This is a genomic window from Streptomyces sp. NPDC006602 (assembly GCF_042870385.1).
Lineage (GTDB): Bacteria > Actinomycetota > Actinomycetes > Streptomycetales > Streptomycetaceae > Streptomyces.
Window position 1 is genome coordinate 39185 of record NZ_JBIAHG010000040.1, and the last position, 19040, is coordinate 58224.

The 19040-nt window shown below is 69.0% G+C and carries 19 protein-coding genes and 1 pseudogene; 15 read left to right on the forward strand and 5 right to left on the reverse strand.

Translation table 11 applies throughout. The features are described 5' to 3' along the window. Positions 1-153: 153 nt before the first annotated feature. The 9 genes from ACFYO2_RS43470 to ACFYO2_RS43510 all read left to right on the forward strand — a co-directional run bounded on the left by ACFYO2_RS43470 (position 154) and on the right by ACFYO2_RS43510 (position 7199). On the forward strand, positions 154-441 hold the full coding sequence (locus ACFYO2_RS43470; RefSeq protein WP_388361309.1) for a hypothetical protein: 288 nt from the start codon (positions 154-156) through the stop codon (positions 439-441). Beyond that, positions 438-1373 carry an alpha/beta fold hydrolase gene (locus ACFYO2_RS43475; protein ID WP_388361312.1) on the forward strand — a complete coding sequence of 312 codons (936 nt, stop codon included), beginning with the start codon at positions 438-440 and terminating at the stop codon, positions 1371-1373. Before ACFYO2_RS43470 ends, ACFYO2_RS43475 begins: the two co-directional genes overlap by 4 nt. A 68-nt stretch (positions 1374-1441) precedes the next feature. Beyond that, complete coding sequence (locus ACFYO2_RS43480) at positions 1442-2458, forward strand: NAD(P)/FAD-dependent oxidoreductase (protein ID WP_388361375.1); 1017 nt, start codon at positions 1442-1444, stop codon at positions 2456-2458. A gap of 111 nt (positions 2459-2569) precedes the next feature. Next, complete coding sequence (locus ACFYO2_RS43485; protein ID WP_388361315.1) at positions 2570-4069, forward strand: MFS transporter; 1500 nt, start codon at positions 2570-2572, stop codon at positions 4067-4069. Between the two features lie 231 nt (positions 4070-4300). Continuing rightward, entirely contained in the window at positions 4301-4843 is a 543-nt protein-coding gene (locus tag ACFYO2_RS43490) for a hypothetical protein (RefSeq protein WP_388361317.1), read from the forward strand. Positions 4844-4860: 17 nt separating this feature from the next. Continuing rightward, positions 4861-5058 carry a hypothetical protein gene (locus ACFYO2_RS43495; protein WP_388361320.1) on the forward strand — a complete coding sequence of 66 codons (198 nt, stop codon included), beginning with the start codon at positions 4861-4863 and terminating at the stop codon, positions 5056-5058. Further along, positions 5058-5405: a hypothetical protein gene (locus ACFYO2_RS43500; RefSeq protein ID WP_388361323.1), complete on the forward strand. Its 348-nt coding sequence runs from the start codon at positions 5058-5060 to the stop codon at positions 5403-5405. The genes ACFYO2_RS43495 and ACFYO2_RS43500 overlap by 1 nt, the downstream gene beginning before the upstream one ends. Positions 5406-5463: 58 nt before the next feature. Next, a complete protein-coding gene (locus ACFYO2_RS43505) occupies positions 5464-6258 on the forward strand; it encodes a maleylpyruvate isomerase family mycothiol-dependent enzyme (protein ID WP_388361327.1) in 795 nt (264 codons plus the stop codon). A gap of 215 nt (positions 6259-6473) precedes the next feature. Beyond that, positions 6474-7199 carry a hypothetical protein gene (locus tag ACFYO2_RS43510; RefSeq protein ID WP_388361329.1) on the forward strand — a complete coding sequence of 242 codons (726 nt, stop codon included), beginning with the start codon at positions 6474-6476 and terminating at the stop codon, positions 7197-7199. On the opposite strand, the gene ACFYO2_RS43515 is transcribed toward ACFYO2_RS43510, so the two are convergent. Continuing rightward, positions 7164-7316, reverse strand: a complete 153-nt coding sequence (locus ACFYO2_RS43515; protein ID WP_388361332.1) for a hypothetical protein — start codon at positions 7314-7316, stop codon at positions 7164-7166. The genes ACFYO2_RS43510 and ACFYO2_RS43515 overlap by 36 nt on opposite strands. A gap of 511 nt (positions 7317-7827) precedes the next feature. Between ACFYO2_RS43515 and ACFYO2_RS43520 the strand changes: the two genes are divergently transcribed. Continuing rightward, positions 7828-9393 (forward strand): MFS transporter, encoded by a 1566-nt coding sequence (locus tag ACFYO2_RS43520; protein ID WP_388361335.1) that lies wholly within the window; start codon positions 7828-7830, stop codon positions 9391-9393. A 94-nt stretch (positions 9394-9487) separates the two neighbouring features. Here the strand turns inward: ACFYO2_RS43520 and ACFYO2_RS43525 are convergent, their stop codons facing one another. Both ACFYO2_RS43525 and ACFYO2_RS43530 read right to left on the reverse strand, forming a co-directional pair. Further along, the gene (locus ACFYO2_RS43525; protein ID WP_388361338.1) at positions 9488-11095 is read right to left on the reverse strand and encodes an IclR family transcriptional regulator C-terminal domain-containing protein; all 1608 of its coding nucleotides are present in this window, start codon (positions 11093-11095) and stop codon (positions 9488-9490) included. A 158-nt stretch (positions 11096-11253) separates the two neighbouring features. Further along, positions 11254-12549, reverse strand: coding sequence for a M6 family metalloprotease domain-containing protein (locus tag ACFYO2_RS43530; protein ID WP_388361340.1), 1296 nt, complete (start codon positions 12547-12549; stop codon positions 11254-11256). A 265-nt stretch (positions 12550-12814) separates the two neighbouring features. On the opposite strand from ACFYO2_RS43530, the gene ACFYO2_RS43535 reads away from it, so the two are divergent. Next, positions 12815-13459, forward strand: coding sequence for a TetR/AcrR family transcriptional regulator (locus ACFYO2_RS43535; RefSeq protein WP_388361342.1), 645 nt, complete (start codon positions 12815-12817; stop codon positions 13457-13459). Positions 13460-13659: 200 nt separating this feature from the next. Further along, positions 13660-15168, forward strand: coding sequence for an MFS transporter (locus ACFYO2_RS43540; protein WP_388361344.1), 1509 nt, complete (start codon positions 13660-13662; stop codon positions 15166-15168). 94 nt (positions 15169-15262) lie between these two features. On the opposite strand, the gene ACFYO2_RS43545 is transcribed toward ACFYO2_RS43540, so the two are convergent. Beyond that, entirely contained in the window at positions 15263-15772 is a 510-nt protein-coding gene (locus ACFYO2_RS43545) for a MarR family winged helix-turn-helix transcriptional regulator (protein ID WP_388361345.1), read from the reverse strand. Between the two features lie 178 nt (positions 15773-15950). Between ACFYO2_RS43545 and ACFYO2_RS43550 the strand changes: the two genes are divergently transcribed. Continuing rightward, positions 15951-16742, forward strand: coding sequence for a dioxygenase (locus ACFYO2_RS43550; protein ID WP_388361347.1), 792 nt, complete (start codon positions 15951-15953; stop codon positions 16740-16742). Between the two features lie 29 nt (positions 16743-16771). Here ACFYO2_RS43550 and ACFYO2_RS43555 read toward each other — a convergent pair whose 3' ends face one another. Next, positions 16772-17290 (reverse strand): GNAT family N-acetyltransferase, encoded by a 519-nt coding sequence (locus tag ACFYO2_RS43555; RefSeq protein ID WP_388361349.1) that lies wholly within the window; start codon positions 17288-17290, stop codon positions 16772-16774. Positions 17291-17461: 171 nt separating this feature from the next. On the opposite strand from ACFYO2_RS43555, the gene ACFYO2_RS43560 reads away from it, so the two are divergent. Both ACFYO2_RS43560 and ACFYO2_RS43565 read left to right on the forward strand, forming a co-directional pair. Beyond that, entirely contained in the window at positions 17462-18457 is a 996-nt protein-coding gene (locus tag ACFYO2_RS43560) for an RNA polymerase sigma factor RpoD/SigA (RefSeq protein WP_388361351.1), read from the forward strand. Positions 18458-18890: 433 nt separating this feature from the next. Continuing rightward, positions 18891-19040 (forward strand): annotated as a pseudogene (locus tag ACFYO2_RS43565) (TetR family transcriptional regulator); the annotation flags it as partial.

Sequence of the window (19040 nt, forward strand, 5' to 3'; positions counted from 1 at the left end):
CGACATTCCAGGCATCGTCGTGGTGCGCGAGGGTCGACCTGCCGCACTTGACAACTCAGTACAGAACCGCCTAGGTTTCTGACTGTTCAGTACACAACGTCCTGAGCTCACCAAACAGGCTGCGTGCACGTCTGGCGCGATCGAGGGCAACCCATGCCTTTGAACTCCTCCGCGCCGCCCGGCGTTGCGACGCTTTCCAGGCCGGCAAGGCCCGGTCTGGTCCTCGCGATCCTCGCGACGGCGAGTTTCATCGCCGTACTGGATCTGTACATCACGAACGTCGGGCTGTCCTACATCGGCCGCGGTATCCACGAGTCCTCGCTGTCGAACCTGAGCGTGGTGCTCAGCGCGTACGCGATCACCTACGCCGCTTACTTGCTACCTGGTCCGGGCTTGCCGGACCGCGACGCCGCGAAGGCGGCTTGGAGGTTGAACTCATGACACAGATGACCCAGCGACCGCCCTTTGGCGAGGACTCCCCGGCCAGGGGGTCCCAGGCGACCGACCGCGTCCGTCATCGGACGGTTCAGGCAGGCGGACTGGAGGTCCCGATCCTTGAGGCCGGCAGCGGGCCGCTCGTCGTGTGCCTCCACGGGTTTCCCGACCATGCCGCCAGCTGGACAGGGACCCTCGACCGCCTCGCGCAGGAAGGGTACTGGGCGGTCGCGCCCGCACAGCGCGGATACTGGCCCGGCGGCGCGGCCCCCGACGGCTCCTACCGCATTGCCACGACCGGCCAGGACGTCCTCGCCCTCATCGAAGCCCTCGGGCGCGAGCAGGCGGATCTCATCGGCCACGACTTCGGCGCCGCGGCGGCGTACGCGGCTACGAGCCTCGACCCGAGACGTGTCCGCAAGCTTGTCACCATGGCGGGTCCCCCTGGCCGTCAACTGCTGAACGCATTGGTCACCGACGGTGACCAGCAGCGACTCAGCTGGTACATGTTCTTCTTCCAGACAGCCATGGCCGAGGCGGCCATCGAACTCGACGACTTCGCCTTCATCGACCGGCTCTGGCGGGAATGGTCGCCCGGCTACGAACTGCCGGACGCGGAGCGGGCCGCGCTCAAGGAAACCCTGGGTGCTCCCGGAGTCCTGACCGAGATCCTGGGCTACTACCGCCAGTTGTTCACGCCCCCCGCGGACGAGGCGGCCCAAGCCCTGCAAGCCCGGGTCTTCGGCGCCCTCACCGTCCCGTCGCTCTACCTCCACGGGGCCGACGACAACTGCATGTCCGTGGAGTTGAGCGACGGCATGGACGACCTGTACACGAACGGCCTCGAACGCATCGTCGTACCCGGCGCAGGGCACTTCCTGCACCTCGAGCAGCCCAAGACGGTCGCCGACCACATCCTCGGCTTCCTGAACGGCTGACCCCCCTCCGACCACCCAGAACTCGAAGGGCTGACCGAACCATGACTGACAAGGAAAGGCAGGAGGCCATGGCTGTGGCGACTCCTTTGTACGCGAGCGACGCACTGGCCGAGGGGACCGTCGACGCGGTGGTGATCGGCGGGGGCGCCGCGGGGCTGAACGGCGCACTGATCCTCGCCCGCTCCCGCCGCTCGGTCGTCGTGATCGACAGCGGCTCCCCGCGCAACGCGCCCGCGGAGGCCGTGCACGGCCTCCTCGCCCTGGACGGCACCCCGCCGTCCGAGATCCTTCGACGGGGCCGGGAGCAGGTGCGCCAGTACGGCGGACGCGTCGTTAACGGCGAGGTGGTCTCGGCCGAGTCCGCCGCCCCGTCGGCGGACGGGGACCTGCGGTTCACCGTCACCCTGGCCGACGGCCGCAGCATCACCGCCCGCCGCATCCTGGTGGCCACCGGCCTCACGGATGTGCTGCCACAGGTGCCCGGACTCGCCGAGCACTGGGGACACAGTGTGGTGCACTGCCCGTACTGCCACGGCTGGGAGGTGCGCGACGAGCCCATCGGCATCCTCGCCACCGGCCCGGCCTCCATCGGCCACGCGTTTTTGTTCCGTCAGCTGACCGAGGACCTGACCTACTTCACCCGCGGCACCGACCTGGACGAGGACAGCCGCGCCCGCTTCGCCGCCCGCGGCATCCGCGTCATCGACACCCCGGTCACCGAGGTCGTCAACGACGAGGACGGTGCCCTCGCCGGGGTGCGCCTGGCCGACGGCCAGGTCGTGGCCCGCCGCGTCCTCGCGGTCGCCTCGCCGATGCAGGCCCGCACCCAGGGCCTGGAAGGTCTGGGCCTGCCGGTGCAGGACCTGCCGACGGGCCGCGGCTTCGCCTCCGGCATGGCCGGCACCACCGAGGTGCCGGGTGTGTGGGTGGCCGGCAACGCCACCGATCTGGTCGCCCAGGTCGGGGCCTCCGCAGCGGCCGGCGCACTGGCCGGCGCCGACATCAACAGGATGCTGGCCACCGCGGACACCGACGCGGCCCTCCAGAAGATCGCCGAGGCAAGCCCCAAAGCGGCCACACGATGATCTCGAAGCCCTGAGATCTCAGCCCGTCACCCACTCACCTCACCTTCATCGGTGAGGAAACCAATCAGATTCCAGACGGCTTTCAGCCATGCCCAGCAAGCGAGGGAAAAAATGAGTACCAGCATCGACCGCGGGGCGCCCGCCTCCGGAAAGAAAGAGTCGGGCCTTCGCGGCTCACATGCCGTGCGCTGGTGGGTGCTGGCCGTCATAGGCATGGCACAGCTCATGGTCATGCTCGATGCGACCGTCGTGAACATCGCACTGCCCGAGGCGCAGCAAGACCTCGGCTTCAGCGACGGCAGCCGGCAGTGGGTCATCACGGGTTACGCCCTGGCGTTCGGCAGCCTGCTGCTGCTCGGCGGCCGACTCGGTGACCTGTTGGGCCGACGTACCCTCTTCGTGATCGGCTTGGCAGGTTTCGGGGCCGCGTCCGTCGTCGGCGGCTCGGCCGGCAGCTTCGAGATCTTCGTCGCGGCACGTGTGGCCCAAGGCCTCTTCGCCGCAGTGCTCGCGCCCGCGGCACTCTCACTGCTCAGCGTGACCTTCACCGAACCGTCTGAAAGGGCGAAGGCCTTCGGTATCTTCAGTGCGTTGGGCGGTGCGGGCGGCGCGATCGGGCTGCTGCTCGGCGGCATGCTCACCGAATGGGCGTCGTGGCGCTGGGTGATGTACGTGAACGTCGCCTTCGCGGCCCCCGCCCTGATCGGTGCCTTGCTGCTGCTGGCCAAGCCCGTGATCACCAAGAAGCCTAAACTCGACATTCCGGGCATCGTCGTGGTGAGCGCCGCGCTGTTCGCCGTCGTCTACGGGTTCGCGCACGTCGAGTCCACCAGCTGGACCAACCCGGTCGCCCTCGGCTCCATGATCGTCGGCGTGGTGCTGCTCGCGGTGTTCGTCTGGCTGCAGTCCAGGGTCGCGCATCCGCTGCTGCCGCTGCGCGTCGTGCTGGACCGGACCCGCGGTGGTTCGTTCCTGGCGGTGTTCGTCCTGGGCATGGGGATGTTCTCGATCTTCCTGTTCCTGACCTACTACTTCGCGGCCAGCCTCGGCTACTCGCCGATCAAGACCGGTCTGGCGTTCCTGCCGATGGTCGCGGCCGTCGTCGCTTCGTCGACCACGATGCCTTCGCTGGTGCTGCCCAGGGTCGGCCCGAAGATCGTCGTCAGCGCCGGCTTCCTGGTCGCCGCAGCCGGTATGGCCCTGCTGACCCGGCTCGAACTGGACAGCACCTACGCCGCCCACATCATGCCCGGCCTGATCCTGCTGGGCCTCGGCATCGGCGCGGTGATGACCACCGCGTTCCAGGGGGCGACCTCAGGCCTGCACCACGAGGACACGGGCGTCGCCTCGGCACTGATCAACACCGGTCAGCAGGTGGGCGGCTCGATCAGCACGGCGCTGCTGACCACCGTCGCCTCGTCGGCCGCGACCGACTACCTGACTTCGCACAAGCCCGGCGCGCTGGCCGCGGCGCAGGCCGGGGTCGAGGGCTACACGGCCACCCTGGCGTGGGGCTCCGGGTTCTTCGTGGTCGGTGCGGTGATCGCGGCGTTCCTGCTGCCGAATCGGGCTCTGGAGCCGTCCGAGGGCGAGCCCGTGATGGCCCACTGAGCCTGGATCCACCCTGGAGATGCCCTGCTACCTGCGATGACTGTTGTTCTCAGGACACGAATCAGCGCAGGAAAGCAGGGCATCCCCAGGGTTCCACCGCGACCGTCTCGCCCTGCGCATCCACGACAGGGCGTTCTCAACGATGGACCTCACCGCCCGCCACCCGCGCACCAGAGAACTGCTGTCCACGGCGAAGTTCATGGTGCGCCAGACCCAACAGGAGACGCTCCCATGAAACGACGTACATTCCTCGGCGCGACCACCGCATCGCTGGCCGCCGCCCAACTCGCCGGACCCGCCCACGCCACCAGTCCAACCGCTGGCCCAACCGCCGGTCAGTACACGGTCGTCGCCCGCTTCTGGGGCTCGATGCCGACGGGTGTCACCGTCTCACGCCACGGCCGTATCTTCGTCAACTTCCCCCGCTGGGGCGACGACGTCCCGTTCACCGTCGCCGAACTGCGGCACGGGAAGCCCGTGGCCTACCCCAACGCCGAGGTGAACCGCGAGGACGCCTCCGACCTGGCCGGGCACTTCCAGTCGGTGCAGAGCATCGTCGTCGACCCGGCCGACCGGCTGTGGATCCTCGACACCGGAAACCCGCTGTACCGTCGCCTCGGACCGGCACCTGTACGCCACCGCCAACCAGCTCAACCGGATGTCGCTCTTCCACGAGGGCGAGGATCTGCGCCGCAAGCCTTATCTCCTGGTCCGCCTGCCGATCGACGCCGGGCCGGTCAGGCTCGTGTGACCTCTCCGGCCCGCGTCACGTAACTGCCTGGTCGCTGTCCTTGTCCGGACCGGCCGCGCACACCCCGCTCGTCTACGCCTTCGGGGGCTTCCACCCGCGCTACTACACGATGCGGTACGACACCCCTGACGCGACCGCGCTCGCCCGCCGAGTCGCCGGAACCATGCCGGACGGCGAACCGGTCCACCAGCACGCCGGCCGAGGGCTCGACCACGGGGGGGGGCCTGGGTGCCGCTGATGGCCATGTACCCGCTGGCCGAGGAGGGTGTGGTGGTGATCGGCTCCGGCTTTATGATGCACGGGCTGCCGTTCATCACCCGTGCGATGCTCGAAGGCCAAGTCCCGGTCTGGTCCGCCGACTTCGACGCCTGGGCCGCCGACGCCCTCGCGCGCGGCGTGGTGGACGAACTCGCCGCGTTCCGGACGAGGGCGCCCGGTATGCCGTACGCCCATCCGACCGTCGACCACTACATCCCGCTGTTCATCACCCTGGGCGCCGCCGCGCACCCCGACCGGCCGGTGCGGACCACCGTCGAGGGGTACACGATCGGCTTCTCCAAGCGCTCGTTCCAGACCGCCGTGTGACACCGACAGCCGTGTGACGACAACACCGAATCAGATCGCCTTCATTGGGGAAAAGAACATGACCGAAGCCACAGACCGGATCATCGGCGCCCTGCGCAGCGGGCACAACCACCTCGCCGCTGTGGTGCACAGACTCACCGCCGCCGATCTCACCCGCCCGTCCGGCGCGTCGGAGTGGGACGTCTCCCAGGTGCTCAGCCATCTGGGCAGCGGCGCCGAAATTGGCCTGGCCGCACTGGAGGGCGCGACGGGCGGTACGGGTGCCCCCGACGGCGACTTCAACAAGTCGGTGTGGGCCCGCTGGGACGCGATGACCCCGGCCGAGCGCGCCGAAGGCTTCGTCACCGCCAACCAGGCGCTGGTCGAACGTTACGAGGGCCTCGACGCGGGGGCCCGCAGCGACCTCCGGATCGACCTCGGCTTCCTGCCCGCGCCGGTGGACGTCGCGACCGCGGCGGGGCTCCGGCTCAGTGAGTTCGCCCACCACTCGTGGGACGTCGAGGTGGCCTTCGACCCGTCGACGACCCTGGCGTCCGCCGCGACCGGGCCGCTCCTCGACCAGGCCGGCATGATGCTGGGCTTCCTCGGCAAGGCGGACGCCCTGGAGAACCGCCCCGTCGCCGTCGCGGTGCACACCACCGCACCCGAGCGCGCCTTCGGTCTCTCGGTGGGCGAGACGGTCGCGCTCACCGGCGAACCCGAGAACGCCGACGCCGTGCTGACGGCTCCCGCCGAGTGGTGGCTGCGACTCGTCGCCGGTCGGCACGCCCCCGCCCACACCCCGTCCTCCGTGACCCTCACCGGCGACACCCTCACCCTCGACGACCTGCGCAGGATTTTCCCCGGGTTCTGAGCCCGGCAGCGAGGCAACGGGCACGGAAACACGCCCTGGCCCGCGCGTTTCACTCGGGGTCGTGTCCGGAGCATGAGCGGCACAGCGAAAGTGCCTTCTGAACTGGGACGACAGGGCTTGTCCAAGGCTTCTGTCGTCTCGCGGGGGAAGGCACTTTCCGCGTGCACACCACCGGGTCACGTCCCCGACTTGTGGTCTCGGCCGACGGTCGCGGGGTGGTCAGCCATGCCGGATCCCGTCTGCCGGCCGATCTGGCCGAAGTCACCGGCCCGACCAGCGCATTCACCCGCCTCGCAGCCCTGCCCCAGCCATGCCGTGGCGGATGGTTGCGTCGGCTGCGGCCGCGCGGCACGGGGCACGCCCCCGGCCGGGTGGCGGTCGACCTGGCCGTGATGCTCGCCGACGGCGGCGAGACCATCACTGACCTCGCTGTCCTGCGTGACCAGCGCGAGGTGTTCGGCCCGGTCGCCGCCACACCCACCGCACGCGAAATCGCCTGGCTGCAAGCCGCCGACACCCGCGACGGCATACCAGCGTCCCGCGCGGGCGGGCGCGACCTGCCCTGCCTGGTCCTGGACCTCGACGCCACCCTGGTCACCTGCCACTCCGAGAAGGAGCAGGCAGCCGCCGCCTACAAGCGCGGCTTCGGCTACCACCCGCTGCTGTGCTTCCTGCACCACATCCGGGCCCTGCCCGACCGGCACCCGGCCCTGGAACAGGACGGATCCCTGCGCGACGGAGCAGAGGCCGCCGAGCTGACCGGCATGATCGACCTCACCGGCTACCCCGACGGCACCCGCGTCATCGTGCGGCGTGAGCGTCCGCATCCCGGTGCCCGGCTGTCCCCATCGGTTGATCCGTCATGGAAGCAGGCAGAGAGCCGCCGACTGATCTTCTCGGCAGTACTACGCCGGCTTCCGCCCTGTTCCCACCGCCTGTAGTGCCCCTGATCGCTCCAGCGAGACGCGTCGGCTGGTGGCGTTCTGGGCGAGGGCGAAGCCGAGCAGGAAGACCTTCTGGCGTTCGAGACCGTAGGAGATCATGCGGTTGTTCCACATGCTCTGGTCCAACTGGTTGTGTACGGACTCGGAGTCGCTGCGGTAGGGGTAGAGCTGCTGGTGGGTGAGGGTGGACTCCGGGATCTGTTGCGGGAGCGCATGGTGCGGTTCAGATCGCTGGTGAGGAGCAGCCCGCAGTGGGCGCTCAGTGGAGCGTCGTGGGTCAGGATGACCTCCGGCCAGTCTCCGTCCGCTACGTAGTACAAAGGGTGCTTATCGTTGTTACGTCACGGGCGACGCGGTGCGACAGCTCACTGGAGGCATGAAATCCGCTCAGTCGCAACCCACCGGAAGTGAATTCCTTCGAATCGCAAATCCGCCAGAGGCACAAAAGCGCTCGGTCCGCAAATTCGCCAGAGGCACGAAATTGCTCAGTCTGCAAATCTGGCAGAGGCATATAGTTCGTTCGGTCGCAATAGTTTTGGCGAGAAACTCCAAGCTTGACAGCGTTGTGGGGCTTGCTTATATTCCACTCGGTCAAGGTCCCGCCCATCGATATCCGAAGGTGTTCATGACCGCGCCTCCAACGCTGCCGAAGTCCAGGCAGCAGTTGATTCTTGCCATTCTTATGCTGTGTTCACTGCTGATTTGGATAGAAAATACCGTCCTCAGTACCACGCTGGAGACCCTCGCGGACCCGGTCCGTGGACTGGGGGCCGATCCCGGTCAGCTGCAATGGGCGACCGGTGCGTACACCCTGGCCTTCGCCACATTGATGTTCACTGCAGGAGCATTGGGCGATCGGTTCGGTCACCGGACTGTGTTCTCCAGTGGGTTGGTGATCTTCTCCGGGTCCTCGCTGTGGGCGGCGTACGCAAGCGACGCGGGCCAGCTGATTGCAGCTCGAGCTGCGATGGGGGTGGGCAGCGCGCTGATCACGCCCGCCATGATGGCCATCCTCATGTGGACCTTCACCGGCCCCGCGCGGGCTGCAGCGATCGGCATTTTCTCGACGTCGGCCGGTGTCGGAATGGCTGCCGGCCCGGTGTTGGCGGGGTTCCTGCTCGATCATTTCTGGTGGGGCTCGGTCTTTCTGATCAATGTTCCGGTCGCGGCATTGGCGTTGATCGGGCTCGCCGTGCTGGTTCCGAATTTCCGCAGCCCCACTCGGCGACCACTGGACCCCGCTGGAATGTTGCTGTCGATCAGTGGGCTCGTGGCGTTGGCCTACGGGCTGATCCGGGCGGGGCAGGTGGCGGAGTGGAGTCGTACCGACGTTTGGGCGCCGATCGTCGTTGGTCTGGTTCTGCTGGCCGTTTTCGTACTCGTCGAACTGCGCCTCAAGGCGCCCAGCTTTGATCCGCGACTGTTCGCGCAACGCATATTCGGTGGCGGCAACGTGGCGCTCGGACTGCTGCTCTTCGGCGTGGCCGCCATCACCTTCTATAACGCGTTCTACTTGCAAGGTGCGCTCGGCTTTTCGCCGATGAAGGCGGGTCTGGCCAATATCCCGACCGCGGTCGGCGCGCTCGCGGGGGCGCCTCTCGCCGCGCGCCTGGTTCGCCGTCTGCCGCTGCGCCTTGTCACCGTGCCGGCGCTGACCGTGGCTGCGCTGACCATGGGCGGGTACGGGGTCCTCGGACTCCACACTCCTCTCGTCCGGATCGAGATCCTGTTGTTGATACAGGGTTTCTCGGTCGGCATGGTGATCGGCCCCGTCACGGCCGCATTGATCAGCGACCTGCCGTTGGAACAGGCCGGTGCCGGATCGGCCGTCACCAACACCGTGCGACAAACCGGCAGTGTGATCGGAATCGCAGTAGGCGGCACGATCATGTCGATCGCGTACCGACGTGCGATCGAACCTTCGCTGGAGGGTGCATCCGGTGCGGTGCAGGATCAGGCGCGAGTTTCCGCCGAACAGGCCCGCCACGTCGCCACCACTATCCACCGGCCCTCTCTTGCGCAGGCTGCCGATAACGCGTTTATCCATGCCATGCACGTCGGCGCGGGCTGGATCGCGGCCATCGCACTCCTCGGAGCAGCTGTGCTGCTGATCACCTTGCCTGCTGCCGGAAAGAAGAGCCCGACACCGGAGCCGGACTACGAAGAGGCCCGCGCCGGTCGCCTCGCTTGATCTTCCCCAGATCACGCCGCAGGTCTTCGCCGAGCTGCATGCCCGGACATCGCGCGACACCATCAGAACGCCGTGACAAGGACACCGGCCCTCGTCACGACAGCGGCACCCTGGTGAAGCGTCCCGCCACGCCCAGGTCCTCCTCGATCCGGTCCGACGTCGACCTCAGTTCCGGCAGGATCTCGCTCACGAGCTCCTCCACCGTGCGCCGTGCCGCGTGCAGCGCCACGTTCGTCGCCGCGACCGTCGTGCCCGTGCGGTCGTGGACCGGGACGGCGATGGAGCGCAGGCCTTTTTCCAGTTCCTCGTCCACCAGGGCATACCCCGATTCCCGTATGTCCCCCAGCAACACCCGGCCCAGTGCCGTCGCCGCCGCCGGCAGCCGCGCGCCGATCGTGATGTCGGCGCTCAGTACGCGGCTCGCGTTCGCCCGCGCCGTGTACTGGATCTCCTGGCCCGACGACGTCAGGACCGCCAGTGAGGCGGACTCGTGGATCCTGGCCGAGAGATCCGCCAGGTGGGGGGTCGCGATGCGGGAGAGGGACGTACGGGACAGGGGTGGGAAGCCCAGGGACAGTACGCGGGGCGTCAGCGCGAACGTGCGCTGCGTGCTGCCCGGGGTCACCAGGCCCAGGTGCTCGTACGTGATCAGCGCCCGGCGTGCCGTCGCCCGGGCCAGTCCCGTCGCCTGCGCCACGTCGGTGAGCGTCAGTTCGGCCCGGCCCTCGCCGAAGGCGGTCAGCACGGTCAGGCCACGGGCGAGGGACTCGACGAAGTCCCTGCCCAGCTCGTGCTTCGAGGCACCGGTCCAGGCCGCCAGGCCGGACGGCGAGGACGCCCCTGCGTCCGGCACCGCCTCGCGCAGCTCCCTCTCCATGTCCGTCACCGCGGCCCGCAACCGTGGCAGCAGCGTCTCGCGCAGGTCCGCCGCCGAGTGCCGGCTCGTGTGGCTCACCACGTTCGCCACGCAGGCGATGCGACCGGTACGGGGATGACGTACAGGTACGGAGACCGCCACCAGCCCCGGTTCGATCAACTGGTCGTCCAGCGCCCAGTCGTTCTCCCGGGCGCGGGCCACCGCCGATACGAACTCCTCGTCCTTTCCCGCCTGTTCACGCGGTGGTACGGCCGGGAAGCCCCGGTCCTCCGGGTCCGCCGCCCGGCGTGCGCGCCAGGTCTGCCAGTCCTGGTCCGTCCACTCCGTCGCGAACAGCGGGCCCGGCGCGGTGCGTTCGGCCGGCAGCAGGTCGCCGATGCGGAAGCTGAGGGACATGGTGCGGCGGCGGGTGGCCTGGTGGATGAAGCGGATGCCGTCGCTGTCGCCGACCGCCAGCGACACCGACTCGTCCAGTTCGTCGGCGAGGGCGTCCGCGCGGGCGTCGAGCAGCGCCGGCAGACGCAGGGCGGACAGGTAGGCGTTGCCCAGTTCCATCAGGCGAGGGGTCAGAGTCACGTCCCGGCCGTCGAGACGGACGTACCCCATGCGCGCGAGGGTGGAGGTGATCCGGTCGACCGTGGAGCGGGCGAGGCCGGTGGCCCGTTCCAGTCCGCTCGCGCTCATCGTCCCGCCGGCCTCGGTCAGCCGCCGCAGCACGCCGATTCCACGGATCAGCGGGGCGACCGCCTCGGCGGGTGCGGCGGCGGGTGCGGCGGGGGAGTCGGCCGCCTGCGCGGTGGCGTTCCAGGTCGTCTCGGCGGGCATCGGTTCTCCGGTACGGCGGTCAGGGCAGGCCTACCGTAATCCGCACCGGCGGCCGGCGCCCCCCACCGGCGGCGGATGCCGTCCGCACCGGCCGTCGCCGTCCTCCCCACCCGCAGCTGATGCCGTCCCCGACGACACGGCCCCCGCCCGGGCATCGCCTACTCCCGACTGACCCGCACCCGATACCTCCCCGAAGCCTCCGCCCCCGCCACCTCGATCCGCACCCCCCGCCTCAGGTCCTGGAACTCCTCCCCGGGAATGAACGGCGCGTCGGACAGCTCCGCGTGAACGTTGGGGCTGCGGGTGCAGCCGCCGCTGTCGGGGTGGGAGTCGTGGACGGTGACCGGGCCCCGGCCGGTGTCGACACCGGCGTCGACCTTGTAGATGAGGATGCCGGGACGGCAGACCGTCTCGTCGTTGCCCTCGCGGGTGCGCAGTTCGACGGCGTATCCGGTGCGGCGGTCCAGGGGGACGAAGACGAGTTTGGTGCCTCCCGTGCCTCCCGTGCCCCCCGCCCGGGCCAGCGGTGTCAGCGTGTACTCCGTCGTCCCCGGCGCCGAGGCGCAGCTCAGCTGGGTCACGTCCAGCCAGCCGAGCTTCCACTTGTGCCAGCCGAGGAGGTCGTTGTCGGCGCCCCAGTCCTCGCTCATGATGTCCCAGTGGCCGACCGCGCCCCCGCCCTCCTGGGTGTAGAGGTCGGGCAGGCCGAAGACGTGGCCGTTCTCGTGGGGGAGGACGCGGTAGCCGGTCAGGCCGTAGGTGCCGGAGCCGTCGTCCTGGCGGGAGTAGACGAAGGACGCGTTGGCGACGGGGACGCCGTCCGCCACCGGCGCCTCGTGGTTGCCGGCGAAGGTCACGGACAGGACCGTGTCGAGGGCGGAGGGGCCGGCGTTCGGGGTGACCAGCACGTTCAGGAAGTCGTACGAGCGGAAGTCCACCTCGGGATCGGCCGCGGCCACGATGTCCTGGACCAACTGCCGGTAGCCGGGATCGAAGGGGGCGCCGCGCCCTATGTCGTACGCCCGGAAGGACTTGGGCAGGCGCAGCCAGCGCGGGATCGGGGTCTCGGTGCGGTAGTCGAGGCGGCCGTAGGAGCTGGTGCGGAACCATTCCTGGGTCTGCGGGAAGAACTCGTGGAAGCGGTCGAGGGCGTTGCCCGCACCGGGTGCGTCGGAGAAGTCGATCATCAGGGTGAGGGCGCGGACGGTGCCGGTGGAGCGGGAGTAGCCGCCGGGGGTGGGGATGCCCTCGGACATCTGGACCGTGGGGTCGCCGCTGATCATGCAGGGGCCGTACGTGGAGGTGCGGGCCAGGGCGCTCGGCCCGGCGCCGGCCGTCGTGGTGCCCGGCGTGAGGTGTCCGGTGCCGGCCGACGTGCTGAGCGCGAAGGTCAGCGCGGTCACGGACGCGAGGGCGGCCACGCGGCGCGGGCGTATTCGACTGCTCGGCTGCATGCATGGCCCCTTCGGTCCGCGGCAGCCGGTGATCTGGAGTCGGAAGGCTGCGCCCTTTCGATCACCCTCTGGCGAGGGGTGCGCGGGCGCGCGCTGGAGGAGCCCGAACGTGGGTTTCCCGCCTCAGGGAGATGTGACCCAGGTCACGGAAAATGTTCCGGTGAGCGGGAAATAACCGGGGACCACTTCCCCGTTTAGTCATGTGTCCGAGCGAAACGGGGACGGTTTCCCCGGATCGCCAGCCCGACAGACTCAGGAGTACACCGTGCAGACCGCGACCCCCGTACAGCGCAAGGTGGCCCGGCCGCGTGCCGACGCCCTGCGCAACAGGGAGCGGATCGTCACCGCCGCCCGGGAGATGTTCACCGAGTTCGGCCCCGACGCGCCGCTCGACGAGATCGCCCGCCGGGCCGGCGTCGGCAACGCCACGGTGTACCGCAACTTCCCGGACCGTGAGGCCCTGGTCCGCGAGGTCGTCTGCTCGGTCATGGACCGTACGGCGGAGGCGGCCGAGCGGGCGCTCGCCGAGACCGGCGACGCCTTCGGGGCGCTGGAGCGCTTCGTGCACGTCGCCGCCGACGAGCGGGTCAGCGCGCTGTGCCCGATGGTCGCCAGCACCTTCGACCGGTACCACCCCGACCTGGAGGCGGCGCGTGAGCGGCTCGAGAGCATCATCGACGCGCTCATGGACCGCGCCAAGGCGGCCGGACAGCTTCGTACCGACGTGGGCGTCGGCGACGTGATGGTCGTCGTGGCCCAGCTCAGCCGGCCCCCGGCCGGCACCGGATGCGACAGCGCCGACCGCTTCGTACACCGACACCTTCAGCTGTTCCTGGACGGACTGCGGGCCCCGGCCCGCTCCTCCCTGCCGGGCACGCCCATCACCATGGAGGACCTGCGGAAGTCCTGACCGATCAGTTCAGCGCTCCCCACAAGTCATCACACGGACGGCCATCGCACCGGCAGCCGTCACACGGACTCGGTCGCCCCACCGGCTCGGTCCTCACGCCGACTTCGGCCGTCACCGTCGATGAGCCGTGCTCCTTAGACGCACCTTTTCCACCACTACGTCCCGAATTTCCGTCACGAAGTCCCGGAGTGGGTACTCCCATGTCTGAAACAGCACATGCCAACCGCTGGAAAGCGCTGTCGTTCATCGCGCTCGCCCAGCTGATGGTCGTCCTCGACGCCACCATCGTGAACATCGCCCTGCCGTCCGCACAGCAGGACCTGGGCATATCCGACGGCAACCGGCAGTGGGTCATCACGGCCTACGCTCTCGCCTTCGGCGGTCTGCTGCTCTTCGGCGGTCGTATCGCCGACCTGTGGGGCCGCAAGCGCACCTTCGTCGCCGGTCTGATCGGCTTCGCCGGCGCCTCCGCCCTCGGCGGCGCGGCCACCAACGAGGCGATGATGCTCGGCGCCCGCGCCCTGCAGGGTGCGTTCGGCGCACTGCTCGCGCCCGCCGCGCTCTCCCTGCTCGCCGTGATGTTCACGGAGCCCAAGGAGCGCGCCAAGGCGTTCGGCATCTACGGGGCGATCGCCGGTGGCGGCGGTGCCGTGGGCTTCATCCTCGGCGGTGTCCTCACCGAGTACCTGGACTGGCGCTGGACGTTCTTCGTGAACATCCCGTTCGCGATCATCGCGGCCGCGGGCGCGTACTACGTCATCCGTGAGCCGGCCGGCGGCCGCAACCGTTCGCCGCTCGACATCCCGGGCGTCATCCTCTCCATCCTCGGTCTGGTCACGCTCGTCTACGCCTTCACCCGCGCCGAGTCCGACGGCTGGGGCGACTCGACGACCGTCGGCCTGTTCGTGGCCTCGGTGGTCCTGCTCGCCGCGTTCGTCCTCGTCGAGTCCAAGGTCAAGGCCCCGCTGCTGCCGCTGCGCGTCATCACCGAGCGCAACCGTGGAGGCGTCTACCTCTCCCTCGGCCTCGCGATCATCGCGATGTTCGGTCTGTTCCTCTTCCTGACCTACTACCTGCAGATCGTGAAGGGCTACTCGCCGGTCAAGACCGGCTTCGCCTTCCTGCCGATGATCGGCGGCATGATGGTGGGCTCCACGCAGATCGGCACCCGCCTGATGACCCGGGTCCCCCCGCGCTTCCTGATGGCTCCGGGCTTCCTGGTCGCCGCGCTCGGCATGCTGATCCTGACCCGGCTCGAGATCGGCTCCACCTACTCCAGCACGATCCTGCCGGGGATGATCCTGCTCGGCCTTGGCATGGGTACGGCGTTCATGCCCGCCATGTCGCTGTCCACGCACGGTGTCGAGCCGCGTGACGCCGGTGTCGCCTCCGCGATGGTCAACACCTCGCAGCAGGTGGGCGGCGCGATCGGTACGGCCCTGCTGAACACGATCGCCGCCTCGGCGACGACCTCGTACATCAAGGACCACATCGGCGGCGCCGGTTCCCGGGCTCAGCAGCAGCTGGTCCAGCTGGAGGGCCAGGTGCACGGGTACACCAACGCGATCTGGTTCGCCGTCGGCATCCTCGTGCTCGCCGCGACGGTCGCCGCCACCTTCATCAACACCGGCCGCCCGGGAACCACCACGGTGACCGGCTCCGGCGAAGGCGCCGAGGACGAGCTGCCGGTGCCGGTGATCGCGCACTGACGGCGGCCGTCCGGTCGTACCCCTTCAGGCCGGCTGTACGTACGGGGAGGGGACGCCTCGTACGTACGCCACACCGGACCTGCCCCGGCCGCGCTCAGCGGAGCCAGGGCAGGTCCGCACCCGCTTCGTTCGGCTGAAGTCCCTCGGCGATGATCTGCATGATCTCGCCGAGGGACTTCTGCTGTTCGGGGGTGAGCCGGTCGAAGACCGCGTTGCGTACGGCCGCCACATGGCCCGGCGCGGCCTGCCTGAGCACCTCCTCGCCCTGCTCCGTCAGCACCGCGAACTGGCCGCGCTTGTCGGAGGGACAGTCCTCGCGCCGTACCCAGCCGTTCTTCTCCAGGCGGGCGATGGCGTGCGAGAGGCGGGAGCGTGTGATCTTCGCGTGCATGGCCAGCTCGGTCATGCGCAGCCGTTGGTGCGGGGACTCGGCGAGCTTGACGAGGAGGCCGTAGTAGACGTGCGGCATGCCCGCGTCACGCTGGAGCTGGCGGTCCATGTGGTCTTCGAGGAGCGTGGTGGCGTGTACATAGAAGCGCCAGACGCGCTGCTCCTCTTCGGTGAGCCAACGTGGCTCTTGAGCGGGTGCGGGTGCCGTGTTCATGTATTCCACTGTACGAGGGCTCTCCTTGAATCTTAAACAAGTAGCGCGTAGGGTCTGAAAGCAGAAGCTTAAAAGTTGAAGCAACTTGGAGCTGTGGAGCCTCAGGCTTGAAGTTGCCAACTACGAACTTTGAACCACGAAGAACGAACGACGAACGACCCAAGGAGGAGTCGCCGCCATGTCCGCCGCAACTCAGGAGCGCATGCCCGCCCTCTACCTCAGTCACGGGGCCCCGCCGCTCGCGGACGACCCGATCTGGCCCGGGGAACTCGCCGCCTGGGCGGTCGGCCTGCCGCGTCCCAAGGCGATCCTCATGGTCTCCGCCCACTGGGAGGAGGCCCCGCTCGCCCTCGGCGCCACCGAGCCCGTCCCCCTCGTCTACGACTTCTGGGGCTTCCCCGAGCACTACTACCAGGTGAAGTACGCGGCTCCCGGCGCCCCCGAACTCGCCCAGTCCGTACGGAAGTTGCTGCGCACGGCCGGGACCCCCGTCCAGGACATCCCGGACCGCGGCCTCGACCACGGTGCCTACGTCCCGCTGGTGGAGATGTTCCCCGAGGCCGACATCCCGGTCCTGCAGGTCTCCATGCCGACCCTCGACCCGGTCCGCCTCATGGAGATCGGCCGCAAGCTCGCGCCACTGCGCGACGAGGGCGTGCTGATCGTCGGCTCCGGCTTCTTCACCCATAACCTGGCCGCCCTGCGGCACGCGGGCGGGGGAGTGCCCACCTGGTCGTCCGAGTTCGACGACTGGGGCCGCCGCGCCCTGGAGACCCGCGACTGGGACGCCCTGCTGGACTTCCTCCACAAGGCCCCCGCCGGCCGGTACGCCCACCCGCGCACCGAGCACTTCGCCCCGCTGTTCGTGACCATGGGCGCGGCGGACGTGGCCGGTGAGCTGGACGCGCAGAAGTCGATGATCGACGGGTTCTGGCTGGGAATGGCGAAGCGGTCGGTGCAGTTCGGCTGACCCGGAGGGCCTTTCCCCGGGCCCTTTCGTCACAGCTCCTTCTCGTACCAGGCCACATCCCAGTAGCGGCCGAACTTCCGGCCCACTTCCTTGTATGTGCCGACGTACCGGAACCCGAAGCGCTCGTGCAGCCGCGTCGACGCCTCGTTGGGCTGCGCGATGCCCGCATAGGCACGGTGCAGATCCTCGCCGGCCAGAGCCTCGAAGAGGGCCTTGTAGAGGAGCGTGCCGATGCCGCGGCCGCCCGCGTGCGGAGCCAGGTAGACGGTGACTTCCACCGAGGTCGAGTAGGCGGGCTTCGCGCGATAAGGGCTGGATGTGACGTAGCCCAGAATCTCCTGTGTGTCCGCCCGTGTGGCAACCATCAGGCGATACGGGCCGTCTTCAGGGTGGGAGAGCAGCCAAGGGCGGCGCTCTTCCGGAGTGAAGGCCGCGGTGTCGAATGTGATGGGCGTCTCACGAACGTAGTGGTTGTAGATGTCGGTGAGGGCTGAGAGGTCGCTTTCGACTCCAGGCCTGACCTGCACCTCGATACGTTCCGACGACATCGGGCCTCCTCGTGTGGCCAGGCAGGGTACTGCATGATCAGAAAAATAGCGGGGTGGGTTGGGAATTCTGTCCGGATTCCAGTCGTTGTTTCCATCAGAAGCAGGGCACCCGAGGAGAGTGCCCAGCGTCTAAGGACCACCCGCTGACCTCACCATCGCAAGGGAGCACGCATGGCAACCCGTGCCGTCGCCCGTCGTCAGTCCGCCACCGGCGGGACCGACGCGGCAAGCAGTGTTCGCACCCATGGCGGCGAGATCGCCGACCGCGACCTGGTCGGCATGTATCTCGACGAGATCGCGCGTACACCGCTGCTCGACGCCGCCAAGGAAGTCGAGCTGTCCCAGATCATCGAGGCGGGTGTCTTCGCACAGCAGATTCTCGACGGGGACGAGGAGTCGAAGGCGGACGCCACCCGCGAGGAGCTCGAGGCCCTGGTCGCCGAGAGCGAGCGGGCCAAGGACGTCTTCATCCGTTCCAACCTCCGCCTGGTCGTCGCCGTGGCGCGCCGCTACCCGCGCAGCGGCCTCCCGCTCCTCGACCTGATCCAGGAGGGCAACGCCGGCCTGGTGCGCGCGGTCGAGAAGTTCGACTACCGCAAGGGCTTCAAGTTCTCGACGTACGCGACCTGGTGGATCCGTCAGGCGATCACCCGCTCGATAGCGGACCAGTCGCGCACCATCCGCCTGCCCGTCCACCTGGTGGAGGAGCTGGGCCGGATCCGCCGTGTGCAGCGCGAGTTCAACCGCGAGCACGGCCGCGACCCGGAGCCCGCGGAGATCGCTGCCGAGCTCGACTCGAACCCGGCCCGCGTGACGGACGTCCTGGACTGGGCCCGCGACCCGGTCTCCCTCAACATGCCGGTGGACGACGCGGGTGAGACCCAGTTCGGCGACCTCCTGGAGGACACGTCGGCGGAATCCCCGGAGCAGTCGGTGCTGACGCTGCTGCGCAGCGAGGAGCTGGACGACCTCATCGGCCGCCTCGACCAGCGCACGGCCTCCATCATCAAGATGCGCTACGGCATCGAGGACGGCCGGGAGCGCACGCTGACCGAGGTCGGCAAGGAGCACGGCCTGACGCGCGAGCGGATCCGCCAGATCGAGAAGCACGCGCTCCTGGAGCTGAAGAAGCTGGCGCGGGACACCGGGTTCGACGCGGCGGCGTGACCCTCCCGCGCGGGCGCGGCTCCGGGAGGCGTACGACCGCCGGTGGCCGCGTACGCCGGGTGGCGAAAGACAGCGCAAACATGGCCTTGTAACGCCGCTTCAACCGGCGTGGCCCCGGGAACAAGACTTCAGGGTCCAGGAGTTCGGGTGGAGCGGAGCGCTTCCGCTGTCGGCCTCCGTGACCCTCCGAGCTACGGACCTACCGTTCCACCGACCCACCGAGCCAGTCCCGACGCACACCCCCCCGGCGCCGGGACTCCCGAGCCGGGCTTCGGCGCCCCTCCCCCCGGGCGCCGGGGTCCGGCTCTTTTTTGCGGGTGCGGCCACCCCGGGTCGGTGCCGGACACGCTGAAGCGGCGGGCCACCCCGTACCTGAACCCCGGGGTGGCCCGCCGGATGGCAGATTCTGCCACATGGGCATAGCCTGCCGAACGTGAGCAGTCCCACCCACCCCTCGCCGCCGACGGCGACAGCCGTCTCCCTCACCGAACGACGCAAGGCCGCGACCCGTATGGAGATTGCCCGAGCGGCTGCCGGACTCTTCGTGAAGCACGGCCTTCGGGCCACCCGTGCCGAGGACATC